The 16,194-nt window shown below is 55.3% G+C and carries 14 protein-coding genes; 11 read left to right on the top strand and 3 right to left on the bottom strand.

Features of this window, described 5'->3' with window-relative positions:
• The first annotated feature begins 2 nt into the window (after positions 1–2).
• The 11 genes from HC248_RS13920 (at position 3) to lpxC (ending at position 13,699) form a co-directional block, all read left to right on the top strand.
• Complete coding sequence (locus tag HC248_RS13920; RefSeq protein ID WP_420372024.1) at positions 3–1,433, top strand: UDP-N-acetylmuramoyl-tripeptide--D-alanyl-D-alanine ligase; 1,431 nt, start codon at positions 3–5, stop codon at positions 1,431–1,433.
• Positions 1,423–2,601: a phospho-N-acetylmuramoyl-pentapeptide-transferase gene (mraY, locus tag HC248_RS13915; RefSeq protein WP_168922995.1), complete on the top strand. Its 1,179-nt coding sequence runs from the start codon at positions 1,423–1,425 to the stop codon at positions 2,599–2,601. The genes HC248_RS13920 and mraY overlap by 11 nt, the downstream gene beginning before the upstream one ends.
• The gene (gene murD, locus HC248_RS13910) at positions 2,598–4,502 is read left to right on the top strand and encodes a UDP-N-acetylmuramoyl-L-alanine--D-glutamate ligase (RefSeq protein ID WP_168922994.1); all 1,905 of its coding nucleotides are present in this window, start codon (positions 2,598–2,600) and stop codon (positions 4,500–4,502) included. Before mraY ends, murD begins: the two co-directional genes overlap by 4 nt.
• The gene (gene ftsW, locus HC248_RS13905; protein ID WP_168922993.1) at positions 4,499–5,752 is read left to right on the top strand and encodes a putative lipid II flippase FtsW; all 1,254 of its coding nucleotides are present in this window, start codon (positions 4,499–4,501) and stop codon (positions 5,750–5,752) included. Before murD ends, ftsW begins: the two co-directional genes overlap by 4 nt.
• Positions 5,749–6,843, top strand: coding sequence for an undecaprenyldiphospho-muramoylpentapeptide beta-N-acetylglucosaminyltransferase (gene murG / locus HC248_RS13900; protein WP_168922992.1), 1,095 nt, complete (start codon positions 5,749–5,751; stop codon positions 6,841–6,843). Before ftsW ends, murG begins: the two co-directional genes overlap by 4 nt.
• Positions 6,840–8,273 (top strand): UDP-N-acetylmuramate--L-alanine ligase, encoded by a 1,434-nt coding sequence (murC, locus tag HC248_RS13895; RefSeq protein ID WP_168922991.1) that lies wholly within the window; start codon positions 6,840–6,842, stop codon positions 8,271–8,273. The genes murG and murC overlap by 4 nt, the downstream gene beginning before the upstream one ends.
• Entirely contained in the window at positions 8,270–9,241 is a 972-nt protein-coding gene (locus HC248_RS13890) for a D-alanine--D-alanine ligase (RefSeq protein ID WP_168922990.1), read from the top strand. The genes murC and HC248_RS13890 overlap by 4 nt, the downstream gene beginning before the upstream one ends.
• Positions 9,238–10,041 carry a cell division protein FtsQ/DivIB gene (locus HC248_RS13885; RefSeq protein WP_168922989.1) on the top strand — a complete coding sequence of 268 codons (804 nt, stop codon included), beginning with the start codon at positions 9,238–9,240 and terminating at the stop codon, positions 10,039–10,041. Before HC248_RS13890 ends, HC248_RS13885 begins: the two co-directional genes overlap by 4 nt.
• A gap of 3 nt (positions 10,042–10,044) precedes the next feature.
• Positions 10,045–11,274, top strand: coding sequence for a cell division protein FtsA (gene ftsA, locus HC248_RS13880; protein WP_168922988.1), 1,230 nt, complete (start codon positions 10,045–10,047; stop codon positions 11,272–11,274).
• Positions 11,275–11,439: 165 nt separating this feature from the next.
• Complete coding sequence (ftsZ, locus tag HC248_RS13875) at positions 11,440–12,693, top strand: cell division protein FtsZ (protein WP_168922987.1); 1,254 nt, start codon at positions 11,440–11,442, stop codon at positions 12,691–12,693.
• Between the two features lie 82 nt (positions 12,694–12,775).
• The gene (gene lpxC, locus HC248_RS13870; RefSeq protein ID WP_168922986.1) at positions 12,776–13,699 is read left to right on the top strand and encodes a UDP-3-O-acyl-N-acetylglucosamine deacetylase; all 924 of its coding nucleotides are present in this window, start codon (positions 12,776–12,778) and stop codon (positions 13,697–13,699) included.
• A gap of 266 nt (positions 13,700–13,965) precedes the next feature.
• On the opposite strand, the gene ruvC is transcribed toward lpxC, so the two are convergent.
• The 3 genes from ruvC to aroE all read right to left on the bottom strand — a co-directional run bounded on the left by ruvC (position 13,966) and on the right by aroE (position 16,188).
• Entirely contained in the window at positions 13,966–14,514 is a 549-nt protein-coding gene (gene ruvC / locus HC248_RS13865) for a crossover junction endodeoxyribonuclease RuvC (RefSeq protein WP_168922985.1), read from the bottom strand.
• A gap of 73 nt (positions 14,515–14,587) precedes the next feature.
• Positions 14,588–15,316, bottom strand: coding sequence for a monofunctional biosynthetic peptidoglycan transglycosylase (mtgA, locus tag HC248_RS13860; RefSeq protein WP_168922984.1), 729 nt, complete (start codon positions 15,314–15,316; stop codon positions 14,588–14,590).
• Entirely contained in the window at positions 15,313–16,188 is an 876-nt protein-coding gene (gene aroE / locus HC248_RS13855; protein WP_168922983.1) for a shikimate dehydrogenase, read from the bottom strand. Before aroE ends, mtgA begins: the two co-directional genes overlap by 4 nt.
• Positions 16,189–16,194: the final 6 nt, after the last annotated feature.

Here is a 16,194-nt window from a genome sequence, read left to right as displayed (position 1 = left end):
GCATGATGACCCTAGCTCAAGCAAAGTCTTGGATTGAAGCGCCCAACTTGCCGGTGCAGTTGATTGGGGACACTGCGCTCAGCATTAGCCGTGTCCACACCGACAGCCGTACGCTACGTGCTGGCGACTTGTTTGTCGCACTCAAGGGCGAGCATTTCGATGCGAATAGTTTTCTCGGCCAAGCCAAAGCGCAAGGCGCATCCGCTGCGCTGGCTCACTCTGGTTTGCTGGCTGCTGGCCTGAGTGGTCTGCAAGTGGCCGATACCCGCCTGGCCTTGGGCTGCTTAGCCGCTGGCTGGCGCGCACAGTTTGACTTGCCGCTAATTGCCGTGACCGGTAGCAACGGTAAAACCACTGTCACGCAAATGATTGCTTCAATTTTGAGTGCCTGGAAAGCCGATTGCGCATTTGCCACGCAAGGCAATTTAAACAACGACATTGGCGTACCCATGACGCTGCTACGCTTAGCCGCCAATCATCAGATCGGCGTGGTCGAACTGGGCATGAACCATCCCGGCGAAATCGCTGCATTGGCGGCTATCGCCAAACCAACTATTGCGCTGGTCAATAACGCTCAGCGCGAGCATCTGGAATTCATGCAGACGGTAGCCGCAGTGGCGCAGGAAAACGGTGCTGTCATAAGTGCTTTGCCGCCAAGCGGTGTAGCGGTTTTCCCCGCCGATGATGACTACACGCCGCTGTGGCGCGAGCTAGCGGGCAATCGGCAGATAAGCACTTTTTCGCTGAACGAGAATATTGCGGCGGATGTCAGCGCAAGCGCCCAATGGCAGGGCAATAGCTGGCAAGTCGCCGCCAAGACGCCGATCGGCTCGCTTGATTTTGAGCTGTTTGTGGCTGGCCGCCACAATGTTAAAAATGCACTGGCCGCTGCTGCGTGTGCGCTGGCCGCTGGTGTGCCGCTAGCGCTGATTGCCAAGGGCTTGCAGGATTTCGAGCCCGTCAAGGGTCGTTCGCGCTCTATTGCATTAAAGATTGGCGATCAAGTCCTAAGCTTGGTCGACGACAGCTATAACGCCAATCCTGATTCAATGCACGCTGCCATAGAGGTACTGGCTGAACTACCCGGTCCACGCCTGTTGGTGGTGGGTGATATGGCCGAGGTAGGTGATCAAGGCCCAGAGTTTCATGCCGAAGCCGGTGCCCATGCGCACGCTAGCGGCATTGAACAATTATTTTGCTTAGGCCAGCAGTCGGCATTGACCAGCCAACGCTTTGGCCAAGGTCGGCATTTTACTGACATGGGCATGCTTATCAGCGCCGTGTTGGCTGAGCTGCCGTCTGTGCGCAGCTTGCTGGTGAAGGGCTCGCGCTCCATGAAGATGGAGCAAGTAGTGCAGGCTGTTCAGGCAGCCCAAGACAACAAATTACAAGACAACGCATTACTCGCAAAGGAAACGCCCCATGCTGCTTAGCCTGGCCCAATGGCTTCAAACCACGTCCCCAGAATTTAGTTTTCTGCGCGTCTTTCAATACCTGACTTTCAGAGCCGTGATGGCGGCCTTAACCGGCTTGCTAATTGGCTTGAGCGCTGGCCCCTTCGTGATACGCCGGCTGATCGCGCTCAAAATTGGCCAACCTATCCGCGACTACGCCATGCAAACTCACCTGAGTAAAAGCGGCACGCCGACTATGGGCGGGGTGTTGATTTTGCTGTCAATTGCTATTTCCACACTGCTTTGGGCCGACTTGTCTAATCGCTTTGTCTGGATTGTGTTGCTGGTGACCTTGGGCTTTGGCGCTATCGGCTGGGCTGATGACTGGCGCAAAGTGGTTCACAAAGATCCCGAAGGCATGCCTTCGCGGGAAAAGTATCTATGGCAATCAGCGGTCGGTTTGGTCGCTGCGCTGTGCTTGGTTTTTAGTATTTCCGAGAGTTCTAATTCACGCGCTTTTGATTTGTTCATCAGCTGGGTCAGTTCTGGCTTTGACATGAGTTTGCCGACCAAGGCTGGCTTGATGCTGCCGTTTATGAAAGAAGTCAGTTATCCGCTGGGCATTTTGGGCTTTGTTGTCATGACTTACTTAGTCATAGTGGGTTCGAGTAACGCGGTGAATTTGACTGACGGTCTGGATGGTTTAGCCATCATGCCGGTGGTGATGGTGGGTTCTGCTTTAGGCGTTTTTGCCTATGTGACTGGCAGTGCGGTTTACTCTAAATACCTGTTTTTCCCGCACATACAAGGCTCTGGTGAGCTGCTAATTTTCTGCGCCGCGCTAGCCGGTTCTGGTTTGGCGTTTCTGTGGTTTAACACCCATCCTGCGCAACTCTTTATGGGCGATGTGGGTGCGCTGGCGCTAGGCGCTGCGCTGGGCACGATTGCTGTCATCGTGCGCCAAGAAGTTGTGCTGGCCATCATGGGCGGCATCTTTGTCGCAGAAGCGCTCTCGGTCATGCTGCAAGTGCTTTACTTCAAGTACACCCGTGCGCGGTATGGCCAAGGTAGACGCATTTTGAAGATGGCACCGCTGCATCACCACTTTGAGAAAAGTGGCTGGAAAGAGACCCAAGTCGTGGTGCGTTTTTGGATCATCACCATGCTGCTGTGCTTAGTCGGTCTGTCCACCCTAAAGCTGCGATGAAACATCTGGCTGGTCAAAACATCTTGGTGCTGGGGCTGGGTATTTCCGGCCTCGCGCTGGCACGCTGGTGTGTGCGCTGCGGCGCGCAGGTCACAGTTGCCGATACGCGGGCGCAGCCACCGCAACTGGCAGCACTCAAGGCCGAGTTGCCCGCCGTTCAGTTTGTAGCGGGCGCGTTTGATGCGAATTTATTCGGCTCAGCGGTGTTTGATTTGGTGCTTAAAAGCCCCGGCCTATCCCCGACTGCGATAGCTGGCGTGATAGACGCCGCACAAGCGCGCGGCACGGCTTGCGGCAATGAGTTGAGTCTGTTTGCACAAGCGCTGGCCGACCTCAAACAGACCCAAGGCTATGCGCCAAAAGTCATTGCGATTACGGGTACCAACGGTAAAACCACTGTCACATCGCTGACCGGTCAGTTAGTCGCCCGAGCTGGAAAAAGCGTAGCCGTGGCCGGCAATATTGGTCCTTCGTTGCTCGACACATTGACGCAAAAATTAGCCGTACAAGCGTTGCGATTGGCTGAGCAGGCCGCCGAGCAAGAAATTGAGCGGGCTTTAATCGACGAGCAGCAACAAGATGCACAAGCACAAGCGGCATCACTAGGCTCGCACGCAGCGCAGAGCGGTGTTGTCTCCAGTGCAAGTGTCCAAGTGGAAATAGTTACCGACGTAGCAGCTGCTGACAGCCAAGCAAGTTCTGTTGTGAAAGAGGCTCAAGCGACAGAAACACAGGCTGCTCCTGAAAAAGATTCAGCCAGCGAAGAATCAAGCGACGAAATTGATGACGAAAAAATTGACGCGGTAGTCGATGAGTTAGCCGACGATTGTGCTGACCAAGCACTGGATGAAACTACCGACGATGAAATAACACCGGTGGTTTTGCAAGTCCCCGAGGCTGAGCCGCTGGTCAGTCAGTTCTTGCCAGATGTCTGGGTGCTAGAACTTTCTAGTTTTCAGCTCGATGGCGTGCGTAATTTCGAGCCCACAACAGCTGCCGTTCTCAATATCAGCCAAGATCACCTCGACTGGCATGGCAGCATGCAGGCTTACTGCGCCGCCAAAGCCAATGTCTACGGACCCAACAGCCTGATGCTGCTTAACCGCAACGACGAGCGTGTCATGCGCGCTTTACCGGCACTCGTCAAAGGCAAGCAGTTGCGCAGTTATTTCACCTTCGGCAGCGACGTGCCGCAGCGCCCCGGTGACTACGGCATTGAAACGGTAGGCGGTATGGCGTGGCTGGTGCGCGCAGCAGAAGCCGACGAGACGATTAAGCGGCGCAAGATTGCCGATGAAGTAGTGCTTTACGTGCAGCGCTTAATGCCGCTGGACGCACTGCGCATTCAAGGCCGTCATAACGCCACCAATGCACTAGCCGCACTAGGTCTGGCCGGTGCTGCCGGTTGCGGCTTGGCCGCTATGCTGCACGGTTTGCGCGATTACCGCGGCGAGCCGCATCGCATGCAGTCAGTCGCTGTGCTGGCTGATGTCGAATATTTTGACGACAGCAAGGGCACCAACGTAGGCGCTACGGTTGCGGCTTTGGCCGGGCTGGGCGCGACCCGTCAATTGGTTTTGATCTTGGGCGGCGAAGGCAAGGGTCAAGACTTCTCGCCATTGTTAGAGCCGATCACACGTTATGCCCGCGCCGTGGTGTTAATTGGCCGTGATGCCGGCCTGATTCGCTCTGCACTAGGCGGCACACAAGTGCGCTTGTTGGACGCTGAAAACATGCAAGCAGCGGTGCAAATAGCCGCCGAGCAAGCCCAAAGCGGCGACGCCGTGTTGCTGTCTCCGGCTTGCGCCAGCTTTGACATGTTTGACAACTACGAGCACCGCGCCCATGTGTTTTGCGATGCAGTGCAGTCCATGGCTGCTGACTTGGGCGTGCTGCTATGAGTTTGGCTACACAACTCTCAAACTGGTTTACTGGGCTGGGCAAAGCCGCATCAATGGTATTGCCGGTACGTCTTGGCCAGCAAACGCTGTCGCGCACACCGGCTGCGCCAGTGCGGATTGCCGCTTTTGATCAAACACTGGTCTGGGTCTGTACGGCCTTGCTATTACTCGGTTTAGTAATGGTGTATTCGGCAACCGTGGCCATGCCGGACAACCCTAAGTTTGCTAACTACGCCCACACCCATTTTGTGATGCGCCATGTGCTCTCGCTCACGGTGGCCCTGATTGCCGGCCTGGTGGTGTTCCAGCTTCCCATCGCTGTGTGGGAGAAATACGCGCCTTGGCTGTTCGTGTTTTCACTGGTCTTACTGGGCTTGGTATTACTGCCTTTTATCGGCAAGGGCGTGAATGGTGCGCGGCGCTGGATCTCTCTGGGCTTTATGAATTTTCAGCCCTCAGAGTTGGCTAAGTTTGCAGTGCTGATTTACGCCGCCGACTACATGGTGCGCAAGATGGATGTCAAGGAGCGCTTTTTCCGCGCCGTCATGCCGATGGCGATTGCAGTTGCTGTAGTTGGACTGCTGTTACTGGCCGAGCCTGATATGGGTGCTTTCATGGTGATTTCTGTCATCGCCATGGGCATATTGTTTCTTGGCGGCGTGAATGCGCGCATGTTCTTTTTGATTGCGGCCGTCGTCGTGATCGCTTTTGGTTTGATGGTCATGCTCAGTGATTGGCGGCGCGAGCGCATCTTTGCTTATCTCGATCCTTGGGGCGATAAATACTCACTCGGCAAGGGCTACCAGCTCTCGCACTCATTGATTGCGTTTGGTCGGGGTGAGATTTTTGGCGTTGGCTTGGGCGGCAGTATTGAAAAACTGCACTGGTTGCCTGAGGCCCATACCGACTTTTTGATGGCCGTGATTGGCGAAGAGCTGGGCTTTGTCGGTGTGCTGGCCGTGATTGGTCTTTTCATGTGGCTGATACGCCGCATCATGCACATAGGCCGTCAATCGATTGCGCTAGACCGATTGTTTGCCGGCCTGGTGGCACAAGGCGTGGGTGTTTGGATAGGTTTTCAGACCTTTATCAATATTGGCGTTAATCTTGGCGCGCTGCCGACCAAGGGGCTGACCTTGCCGCTCATGAGTTATGGCGGCTCAGCTATTTTGATGAATATTGTTTCGCTGGCTGTGGTGTTGCGCATTGATTATGAAAACCGTTTGATGATGCGTGGAGGTCGGTCATGAGCGAGTTGCTGAAAAAACCAAAAATCGCTCTCATCATGGCGGGCGGCACAGGCGGTCATATTTTCCCCGGACTGGCTGTCGCTGAAGCCCTGCGTCAGCGCGGCTGGCAAGTGCATTGGCTGGGCAGCTTGGGTCAGCCCAGCCACCCCAGCATGGAGAGTCAGCTAGTGCCTCCGCGCGGCTTTGCTTTCGAGAGCATTGAATTTTCGGGCGTGCGCGGCAAAGGCGTGATGACGCTGGCCTTGCTGCCGCTGCGTTTACTCAAAGCCTTTTGGCAAAGCATAGTAGTGCTGCGCCGAGTCAAACCCGACGTCATCGTGGGCTTGGGCGGCTACATCAGTTTTCCGGCCGGCATGATGGGTGTTCTGCTCGGTAAACCATTGGTGTTGCATGAGCAAAATTCAGTCGCTGGCATGGTTAACAAGGTGTTGGCAAAACTGGCTGACCGAGTCTTTACCGCTTTTCCGAATGTGTTTGATAAAGCCGAGTGGGTCGGCAACCCATTGCGTCCGGCCTTTATCGCACAACCTGCGCCAGCAGTGCGTTTTGCGGGCCGCAGCGGTCCGCTGCGCTTACTCGTGGTTGGTGGCAGTCTTGGCGCCAGAGCGCTCAATAGCTTGGTGCCGCAGGCGCTGGCCTTGCTGCCACTAGATCAGCGCCCCGTGGTCACACATCAAAGCGGCGCAGCACAGATTAAAGAGTTGCGCGCCAACTACCTCGCCGCCGGTGTAACGGCCGAACTCACGCCCTTTATCGAAGACACGGCCAGCGCTTTTGCCCAAGCCGATTTGGTGATTTGCCGCTCCGGTGCCAGCACCGTGACAGAACTCGCCGCGATTGGCGTAGCGGCAGTTTTCGTGCCTTTTCCCGCCGCGGTTGACGACCATCAAAGCAGTAATGCACGCTTTTTGGTTGAACAGGGCGCGGGCTGGTTGGAGCCGCAAAAAGATTTCAGTCCGGCAAAGCTCGCCGCCATGCTGCAAGGCATGGACCGTCGCGTGCTGCTGGCCCATGCCGTACAGGCTAAGACACTTCAAAAGACAGAGGCAACCCAATCTGTGGTCAATGCCTGCGAGGAATTGACAACATGAAACACGCGGTTAAAAACATTCACTTTATAGGCATAGGCGGCGCAGGTATGTCTGGTATCGCTGAGATATTGCACAACTTAGGTTATGTGATTTCCGGTTCTGACTTAGCGGACAGTCCAACGCTGCGCCGGCTTGCTAGCTTAGGCATCAAAACTTACGTCGGCCATGCGCGCGAGAATTTGTGCACTGCCGATGCAGTCGTGACCTCAACCGCTGTGCAGGCTGATAATCCCGAGGTGTTGGTGGCGCGTGAAAAGCGCATACCTGTGGTGCCACGCGCCATGATGTTGGCCGAGCTAATGCGCCTTAAGCAAGGCATTGCTATTGCCGGCACCCACGGCAAAACCACCACCACCAGTTTGGTCGCCTGCATACTTGCTGAGGCTGGGCTGGACCCAACCTTTGTGATTGGCGGCAAGCTCAATAGTGCAGGCGCCAATGCCAAGCTTGGCGCAGGCGTGCACATTGTGGTTGAGGCCGATGAGTCGGATGCGTCTTTTCTTAATTTGCTGCCCGTCATGGCAGTCGTCACGAATATTGATGCTGACCATATGGAAACTTATGGCCATGACTTTGGCAATCTTAAGAAAGCTTTTGTCGACTTTTTGCACCGCATGCCGTTCTACGGCACGGCGATTTTGTGCACCGATGACGCCGCGGTTTGTGAAATCGTGCCGCAAGTAACTTGCCCCATCACCAGTTACGGCTTTAATCAAGACGCTCAAGTACGCGCCATCAATGTGCGGCCACACGGCGCGCAAATGCATTTCACAGCGTTGCGGCGCAATGGCGTGACGCTGCCGGATATGGATGTCGTGCTCAATTTGGCTGGCGAGCACAACGTGCTCAATGCTTTGTCGGCGATTGCGGTGGCGGCCGAGCTTAATGTGCCCGATGCCGCCGTGCAAAAAGCCTTGGCTGAGTTCAAAGGTGTGGGTCGACGTTTTCAAAGCTACGGCGAAGTCGCGGCGCGGGACGGCGGTCAATTCACAGTGATTGAAGACTACGGTCATCACCCGGTCGAGCTCGCCGCCACCTTGTCTGCTGCGCGCGGGGCTTTCCCCGGCCAGCGCATAGTGCTGGCTTTTCAGCCACACCGCTACACCCGCACGCGCGACTGTTTTGAAGACTTTGTACGGGTCATAGGCTTGCACGCCGACATGGTGTTGTTGTCCGAGGTTTATGCCGCTGGCGAAGCCCCGATAGTGGCGGCAGATGGCCGTGCGCTGGCGCGTGCGCTGCGCTTGGGCGGCAAGGTCGAACCGATATTTGTTGATGCGATAGAGGACATGCCGCAGGCCGTACTGGACAACGCGCTCGATGGCGATGTGGTGCTGTGTATGGGCGCTGGCTCTATCGGCCAAGTGCCGGCCAACATCATTGCTTTGCTGGCCGCGCAGCCAGCGCTGGCGCCAGGAGTTGCCGCATGAGCAACGCACAAAATTTCGGTAAGGTCGCAGTCCTCATGGGTGGACATTCGGCCGAGCGTGAAATCTCTTTGATGTCCGGCAATGGCGTACTCAAAGCCTTGCGCGACAGCGGTGTCGATGCACATGCGTTTGACCCGGCTGAGCGCGATTTGAGTGAACTCAAACGCGACGGCTTTGCGCGCTGCTTTATCGCACTGCACGGCCGCTTTGGCGAAGACGGCACAGTGCAAGGTGCGCTGGAATTACTCGGCCTGCCCTACACCGGCTCCGGCGTGATGTCGTCTAGTTTGTCGATAGACAAGGTCATGACTAAACGTGTGCTGCTGGCAGAAAATCTGCCGACACCGCGTTATGTGTTGTTGCGCAAAGGTCAGTACAGCGCTGCTGATGTGGCGCAAGCAGCCAACACCTTAGAGCTGCCGCTGATCGTTAAACCGGCACGCGAAGGCTCATCTATTGGTTTGACCAAAGTCAGCCAACTCAGCGAAATGCAAGCCGCAGTGGATTTGGCCGCTAGCTTGGACTGCGATATTTTGTGCGAGCAATTTATCAGCGGCGACGAAGTCACCTGCCCAGTACTTAGCAGCAACGGCGTAGTCCGCGCCCTGCCAGTTATTCGCATCGTCGCGCCAGACGGCAATTACGACTATCAGAACAAATACTTCACCGACACCACCCAATACTTAGTGCCGTGCGGTCTGCCGGCCGGCGAAGAAGAAGCGATACAAAAAATCGTACTGCAAGCTTTTTTAACCCTCAATTGCCGCGGCTGGGCCAGAGCTGACGTGATGATTGATCAGCGCACGCGCAAACCTTATTTGCTCGAAATCAATACCTCGCCCGGCATGACCAGTCATTCCTTGGTGCCTATGTCGGCGCGCGCCGCTGGCATCTCTTATGAAGCGCTGTGCTTGCAGGTGCTCGCCAGTGCTGGACTGGATCATCAAAAGGGAGCGCTTCTCGCATGACACGCCGGCCGCCATCACCCGTACTATTGCCTTTGGACATCCGGTTTATGCACCTGATGACCAATGGCTTTGGGTTGGCGTTCGCGGCCATGTTGTTGGTGCTGGGCGGCGCTTGGCTTATGCGTCAGCCGCTGTTCAACCTCAGCGCCATCAGCATGCAGGGTGACTTGGAACACAACAATGCGGTGACACTGCGGGCCAATGTGGCGGCGCATTTAGCCGGTAATTTTTTCACGCTTGACTTGACCAAGACCCGCGCGGTTTTCGAGTCCGTGCCTTGGGTGCGTCGGGCCGAAGTCAAGCGTCAGTTTCCCAATCGCTTGCGGGTGATTTTGCAAGAACATCAAGCCCTCGCGTATTGGGGACCAGAAGGTCAGACGCGTCTGGTGAATAGTTTTGGCGAGGTTTTTGATGCCAATCAAGGTGATGTCGAATTGCTGGATCTGCCGCAACTCGACGGCCCTGTGGACCAAGCCAAACAAGTACTGCAAGCCTGGCAACGGCTCTCGCCGCTGTTTGAAAAGATAGATGCTGTGATTGAGCGGCTTGAACTCACCGGCCAAGGCCGTTGGCGCGCCCGCCTTGACAGTGGCGCGCTACTTGAATTGGGTCAAGGCCCGATCGATGAAATACAAACTAGGGTGCAGCGTTTTACCAGCACCTTGGCGCAGGTCTCTGCCCGATACGGTCAGGATGTAGAGTCTGCCGATTTACGTTATAGCAATGGCTATGCGCTGAAGTTAAAAGGCGTCACCACGGGCTACCCCGGGGACAAAGCAGTCAAGAAAGCTAAAAGGTAAGTTATGGCCAAGGAATACAAAGATCTGGTAGTTGGATTGGACATAGGCACGAGCAAGGTCATGGTCGTGGTGGCCGAGATCATGCCTAGCGGCGCGCTCAAGCTGGCCGGTTTAGGTATCGCGGCGAGTAACGGGCTCAAACGCGGTGTAGTGGTCAATATAGACGCCACCGTGCAAAGCATTCAGCAGGCTTTGAAAGAAGCCGAGTTAATGGCCGACTGCAAGATCTCCCGCGTCTACACCGGCATCACCGGCAGCCACATACGCGGCATTAATTCCAGCGGCATGGTGGCGGTCAAGGACAAAGAAGTCACCCAAGCCGATGTGGCCCGCGTGATTGAAACCGCTAAAGCCATCAATATCTCTACCGACCAACGCTTGCTGTTAGTTGAGCCGCAAGAGTTTGTGATCGACGGACAAGATGTGCGCGAACCCATAGGCATGAGCGGCATCCGTTTAGAGGCCAAAGTGCACATAGTCACCGGCGCACAAAGCGCCGCCGAAAACATCATCAAGTGCGTGCGCCGTTGCGGTTTAGAAGTTGACCAGTTAATGCTCAACCCACTGGCGTCTAGCTTGGCAGTGCTGACTCGCGACGAGCAAGAGCTTGGCGTGGCTTTGGTCGACATAGGCGCAGGCACGACTGACATCGCGATTTTTACTGGTGGCGCAATACGCCACACAGCAGTTATTCCGATCGCTGGTGATTTGATTACCAGCGACATTGCCATGGCCTTGCGCACACCAACCAAGGACGCGGAAGACATCAAAGTCGAGAGCGGTTTCGCCAAGCAGTTGTTGGCCGATCCTGACACGCAAGTCGAAGTGCCAGGTCTTGGCGACCGTGCGCCGCGCATGCTTAGCCGTCAAGCATTGGCTGGCGTGATCGAGCCTCGGGTGGAGGAAATTTACTCATTGGTGCAGCAAGTCATACGCGAGTCGGGTTACGAAGAAGTACTCTCCTCAGGCATCGTCATTACTGGCGGCAGCTCGGTCATGCACGGCATGGTTGAGTTGGGTGAAGACATCTTTCTCAAACCGGTTCGGCGCGGCATACCGCGCTACTCCAGCGCACTTTCTGACATGGTCGCTCAAGCTCGCGCTGCTACGGTCATGGGTTTACTTGAAGAGGCGCGCTTAGCGCGTATGCGAGGCTTTAAAGTCTCGCAAAAAGCCGGTAGCGTGCAGAACGCTTTTGGGCGGGTTAAAGACTGGTTTGTGGGCAACTTTTAAAGGGGGGGTCGTTGTGATAAATTTATGCAATTTTCAATCTATCGGACTCTTTCAAATACTACCCGGAGGGCTAAAACCGCCACCGTGAAAAGTCTGGTTTAGGCAGCACAAGAATTTGTTTTTTAGTTTTAGTGTTTTTAAAAATTTTAGAAATAGGAGCGCCCCATGAGCATCGAAATGATTGAAATTGAAGAGTTCAACCAAGGCACACAAATCAAAGTGATTGGTGTTGGCGGCGGCGGCGGTAACGCTGTAGGTCACATGATTGAATGCGGTGTGCAGGGCGTGGAATTTATCTGCGCCAACACTGACGCGCAGGCCCTGAGCCGTGGTGCTTCGCACAAGACGATTCAGTTGGGCACTAGCGGCTTGGGCGCAGGCAGCAAGCCGGACAAAGGTCGCGAAGCGGCTGAACTCGCGGTTGACGATATCCGCAGCGCTATTGCCGGCGCGCACATGCTGTTCATCACCGCCGGCATGGGCGGCGGCACTGGCACTGGCGCAGCCCCAGTGATAGCGCGTATCGCTAAAGAGATGGGCATATTGACAGTCGGTGTGGTCACCAAGCCATTTGAGTTTGAAGGCGGTCGCCGTATGACCAATGCCGACCTCGGCTTGGCCGAACTCGAAGCCAATGTGGATTCGCTAATCGTGGTGCTCAACGAAAAATTGCTTGAAGTACTGGGCGATGAAGTCACGCAAGACGAGGCCTTTGCACATGCCAACGATGTGCTGAAAAATGCCGTCGGTGGAATTGCTGAAATTATCAACGTTCCTGGTCATGTCAATGTTGACTTCGAAGACGTGCGCACCGTCATGGGCGAGCCCGGCAAGGCCATGATGGGCACGGCCAAGGCCAGTGGTCCAGACCGCGCGCGCATTGCCGCCGAGCAGGCCGTGGCTTGCCCGTTACTCGAAGGCATAGACCTGTCCGGCGCCAAGGGCGTGCTGGTGTTGATCTCTGCTGCTAAAGGCTCACTGAAATTGAGCGAGTCCAAACTGGCCATGAACACCATTCGCGCTTACGCATCGCCTGATGCGCATGTGATTTATGGCACGGCTTATGACGACGAACTCGGTGAAGATATTCGCGTAACGGTGGTTGCCACCGGTCTGAGTCGTCAAGGCGTGCGCCGTCAAGCGCCGCCGCTGCAAGTGCTCCATGGCCTGCGTACCGGTACTGATAATGTTGGCTTTGCGATCCCAACCCTGAGCTCAGTGGGTGGCAATAACGGCACATCTGGCGGTCACACGCAACCATTAAGCGCGCCTTCTAGCCAGCCTGACTACGGCAATATGTCGGTGCCAAGCGTATGGCGCACCAATCGCACCCAGGCTGCGGCCAAAGTCGATGCGCTAGCTTCTGGCGGCATGGATGATTTTGAGATACCCGCGTTTTTGCGCAAACAGGCAGACTGATCTGGCCGACTAAAAGACCGGGGCTAGGCCACAAAGGTGAGCCTAGCCCCGGGGCTATTTGTGCCCCTATAAAATAGGAAAAATGTTAGCCCAAAGAACTCTTAAGTCCCTGACCAAAGCCATAGGCGTTGGCATGCATAGCGGCCAGCGAGTCGAGTTGACTCTAAGGCCTGCGCCGATTAATACCGGCATTGTGTTTCGCCGAATTGACTTGCCGCAGCCGGTTGATATTGTGATCTCCGCAATGGCGGTGACGGACACCCGCATGGCCTCGACCATCTCTAGCGGTCAAGCCAAGGTTCACACTGTCGAGCACCTGATGTCGGCTTGTGCTGGTTTGGGTTTAGATAATCTTTATATAGACATCACAGCGGAAGAAGTGCCGATACTCGACGGCTCGGCCTCATCGTTTGTATTTTTGCTGCAATCGGCTGGCATCGCTTTGCAAAATGCGCCCAAGCAATTTGTGCGTATTCTCAAACCCGTGGAAGTGCGCGAAGGCGAGGGTGCCAGTGCCAAGTGGGCGCGGCTCACGCCGTATGAAGGCTACAAGCTCAGTTTTGAAATCGATTTTGGTCACCCCGCAGTGGACTCAACCGGTCAGCGCGTGGAGTTCGACCAAGGCTTGGACTCTTACAGCCGCGACATTGCGCGCGCGCGTACCTTTGGCTTTACCAAGGATGTAGAGATGATGCGCGCCAACGGGCTGGCCTTGGGCGGCGGTTTGGATAACGCCATCGTGATGGATGACTACAAAGTCCTCAACAGCGATGGTCTGCGCTACAACGATGAGTTCGTTAAGCATAAAATTCTCGACGCTATGGGCGACTTGTATTTGCTTGGCAAACCCATGCTCGCCGCCTACAGCGCGTATCGCTCCGGCCACGCGATTAACAACAAACTGCTGCGCGAGTTGTTAGACCATCCCGATGCTTGGGAGACAGTTACTTTTGAAGATGAAAAGCTGGCGCCCAAAGGCTTTGCTTCTTTGGCGCGGGCTTGGTAGGCCGTGCTGGTTTTTCGCTTTCTAGTTTTACTCTTGCTTTTAGGTGCAGTCGTAAGCTTTGTTTTTTATGCCGCCACTGGGCAACAAAAATTTCGCCGCTACGGCTTGACTAGTTTGAAGTGGGCGTTAATAACGGGCTTTGGTTTTTTTGCGGTCTTAATTGTGCAGCGAATTATCTAAACGTTTTTGCCCTGTAATGGATTGTCTACCCTGCGCTCTGCGCAACGTCAGCCGCGCAGCTTGAGCTGACTGGCTAAAGCTGAGTTTTAATACAACCTTCCGGCTTTGTAAGATGCACTGGTGTTGGGATTGAGTGTTGCAGCCGCTGCCAGCAGCGCTACTGCCCCGCCCACATGCGCATGGGTAATCGCCAGACCCAATGCATCGGCCGCATCGCTGCCCGGCAGAGAGGGCAGCCTGAGCAAGCGCATCACCATTTGCTGCACTTCTGGTTTGCCCGCCTTGCCATAACCGGCGACAGCTTTTTTCATTTGCAAAGCGGTGTATTCGGCGACGCTTAAATCACACGACACCAGTGCCGTCAGGCATGCGCCTCTGGCTTGACCCAAAAGTAGCGTGCCCTGTGGGTTGACGTTGGCAAATACGATTTCAATCGACGAGGCATCGGGTTCATATCGCTTGACGACTTCGCGTATGCCGGCATATAAAATTTTTAACCGCGCCGGCAGTTTTCCGGGGTCGCGCGGCGTGGTTTTAATCGTGCCGCTGGCGACATAACTCAGCGCATGGCCGTCCATGTCTACTACGCCAAAACCGGTGCTCTCAAGGCCTGGGTCTATGCCAAGAATTCTCATGGTTGTGGGCTTAAAAATGACAATTTCAAAATACCTTTTAGGTAGCTTGCTGATGAATGGTTTAGTGCGCGCATCAGGGAATTTCCACGTCGCCCATGCGCGCTGTAATCGTGCCGGCGCGAGAGGCTAAATAACCCGAACCGGTACGGGTTTCAAAATATCTAGGTCTTGGCAACATTACCGCCAGCCGTGCTGCCTCGTAGGCGCTCAGACTTGCTGCGCCCTTGCGGTAGTAGCGCTGAGAAGCGGCTTCAGCACCAAAAACGCCTTCGCCCCATTCGACGTTGTTCAGGTAAATTTCTAAAATACGCTCTTTGCTGAGCAAGCCTTCCAGCATTAAGGTGAGCACCAGTTCTTGGCCTTTGCGCAGCAAAGTGCGCTCACCAGAAAGAAAAAGATTTTTGGCCAACTGTTGAGTGATGGTGGAGCCACCGACTATTTTGGGTGCGCGGCTTGCTAAGGCTTTGCTGCTGCTGTTGGCGCTGCGTTGTTCGGCCTTAGCATTTTTTTCCCACGCTTTTTCCAGTGCATCAATGTCTACGCCATCGTGGTCAATAAAGCCGGCGTCTTCTGATGCGATCACGGCTTTTTTTAAGTTGTCTGAAATTTTTCCATAATCAAGCCATTGCTGACGCCACTTAAAACTGCCGCTGCTGTGCGTCATGCGCCAGATTTCAGAGCGCTCAAAGGCGGTCGACTCGGGGTTGATCACTCGCATCATGGCGATGCGCGTGGCGAAATACAGCTGCAAAGCAAACACCATTAGCAGCGTTAAAAGCGCTAGTCGTAGCAGCGCTTTCATGTGTTTACGGCGGACAGCGCGGCCCGCATTTCAGCCAGTACCTGAGCCGCCGGCGGACGCTGGCCACGCCACAATTCAAACGCCACTGCGGCTTGCTCAACCAACATGCCCAGGCCATCACGTGGCTCAGCGCCGTTGTCTCTGGCCCAATCCATAAAAGCTTGTGTGGCTGGGCCATACATCAAGTCATAAGCTAGCGCGCCGGGTTTTAGCACACTCGCTGGTACGGGAATGGACGCGCCACTTAGCGAGCTGGCGGTGGCGTTAATCAGCACATCGAAACGGCTGTGCAGCGGGTCTTGACGGTTGTGGTTTAGGCTCTCTAGCGTCTGTGCGCTGAACTCGATTTTTTGCAGCGCTTGCTGTAGCGACTCATGCTGGCGGTGGCGTGCGACCAGCGCCTGCGCTTTGCTCAGCGTGCGGTTGGCGACCACCAGTCGGCGTGGACTCGCGCTAATTAGCGGACCCAGCACGCCAGCTGCTGCACCACCGGCGCCTAATAGCAAAATGTCTAGTCCGGCGAGTTTGCGGCCGGCATTGATCTCAATATCCGCGACCAAACCTGCGCCATCGGTGTTGTCTGCATAAATGGTTTCTTCGTCAAAGACCAAGGTGTTGGCGGCCTCTGCCAATTGCGCTCTGGCACTGGCGCTGTGCGCCGCGTCAAAGGCTTCAAACTTAAAAGGCACGGTGACATTGCAGCCGCGCACACCGTTTTTGAGCAGCTGCGCCAGCATCGCATTAAAGCCGTCGCTAGCGACTAAGCATTTGTCATAAGCCATTTGCTGGCCTGTGAGTTCGGCAAAGCGGGCGTGAATTTGTGGTGATTTACTGTGCGCAATCGGGTTACCTAAAACCAAATATTTATCCATTATTTT

Origin of the sequence: Polaromonas vacuolata, assembly GCF_012584515.1 — a bacterium.
GTDB lineage: Bacteria > Pseudomonadota > Gammaproteobacteria > Burkholderiales > Burkholderiaceae_C > Polaromonas > Polaromonas vacuolata.
Note: the sequence above shows the minus strand (reverse complement) of the source record. Positions and strands in the feature narration are given on the sequence as shown.

What these genes read in the sequence shown, in the direction of transcription:
- ftsA (WP_168922988.1), top strand. Translation starts at nt 10,045, where the DNA reads ATGGCCAAGGAATACAAAGATCTGGTAGTTGGATTGGACATAGGCACG.
- murC (WP_168922991.1), top strand. Translation starts at nt 6,840, where the DNA reads ATGAAACACGCGGTTAAAAACATTCACTTTATAGGCATAGGCGGCGCA.
- ruvC (WP_168922985.1), bottom strand. Translation starts at nt 14,514, where the DNA reads ATGAGAATTCTTGGCATAGACCCAGGCCTTGAGAGCACCGGTTTTGGC.
- aroE (WP_168922983.1), bottom strand. Translation starts at nt 16,188, where the DNA reads ATGGATAAATATTTGGTTTTAGGTAACCCGATTGCGCACAGTAAATCA.
- lpxC (WP_168922986.1), top strand. Translation starts at nt 12,776, where the DNA reads ATGTTAGCCCAAAGAACTCTTAAGTCCCTGACCAAAGCCATAGGCGTT.
- mtgA (WP_168922984.1), bottom strand. Translation starts at nt 15,316, where the DNA reads ATGAAAGCGCTGCTACGACTAGCGCTTTTAACGCTGCTAATGGTGTTT.
- HC248_RS13885 (WP_168922989.1), top strand. Translation starts at nt 9,238, where the DNA reads ATGACACGCCGGCCGCCATCACCCGTACTATTGCCTTTGGACATCCGG.
- murG (WP_168922992.1), top strand. Translation starts at nt 5,749, where the DNA reads ATGAGCGAGTTGCTGAAAAAACCAAAAATCGCTCTCATCATGGCGGGC.
- mraY (WP_168922995.1), top strand. Translation starts at nt 1,423, where the DNA reads ATGCTGCTTAGCCTGGCCCAATGGCTTCAAACCACGTCCCCAGAATTT.
- ftsW (WP_168922993.1), top strand. Translation starts at nt 4,499, where the DNA reads ATGAGTTTGGCTACACAACTCTCAAACTGGTTTACTGGGCTGGGCAAA.
- murD (WP_168922994.1), top strand. Translation starts at nt 2,598, where the DNA reads ATGAAACATCTGGCTGGTCAAAACATCTTGGTGCTGGGGCTGGGTATT.
- HC248_RS13920 (WP_420372024.1), top strand. Translation starts at nt 3, where the DNA reads ATGATGACCCTAGCTCAAGCAAAGTCTTGGATTGAAGCGCCCAACTTG.
- ftsZ (WP_168922987.1), top strand. Translation starts at nt 11,440, where the DNA reads ATGAGCATCGAAATGATTGAAATTGAAGAGTTCAACCAAGGCACACAA.
- HC248_RS13890 (WP_168922990.1), top strand. Translation starts at nt 8,270, where the DNA reads ATGAGCAACGCACAAAATTTCGGTAAGGTCGCAGTCCTCATGGGTGGA.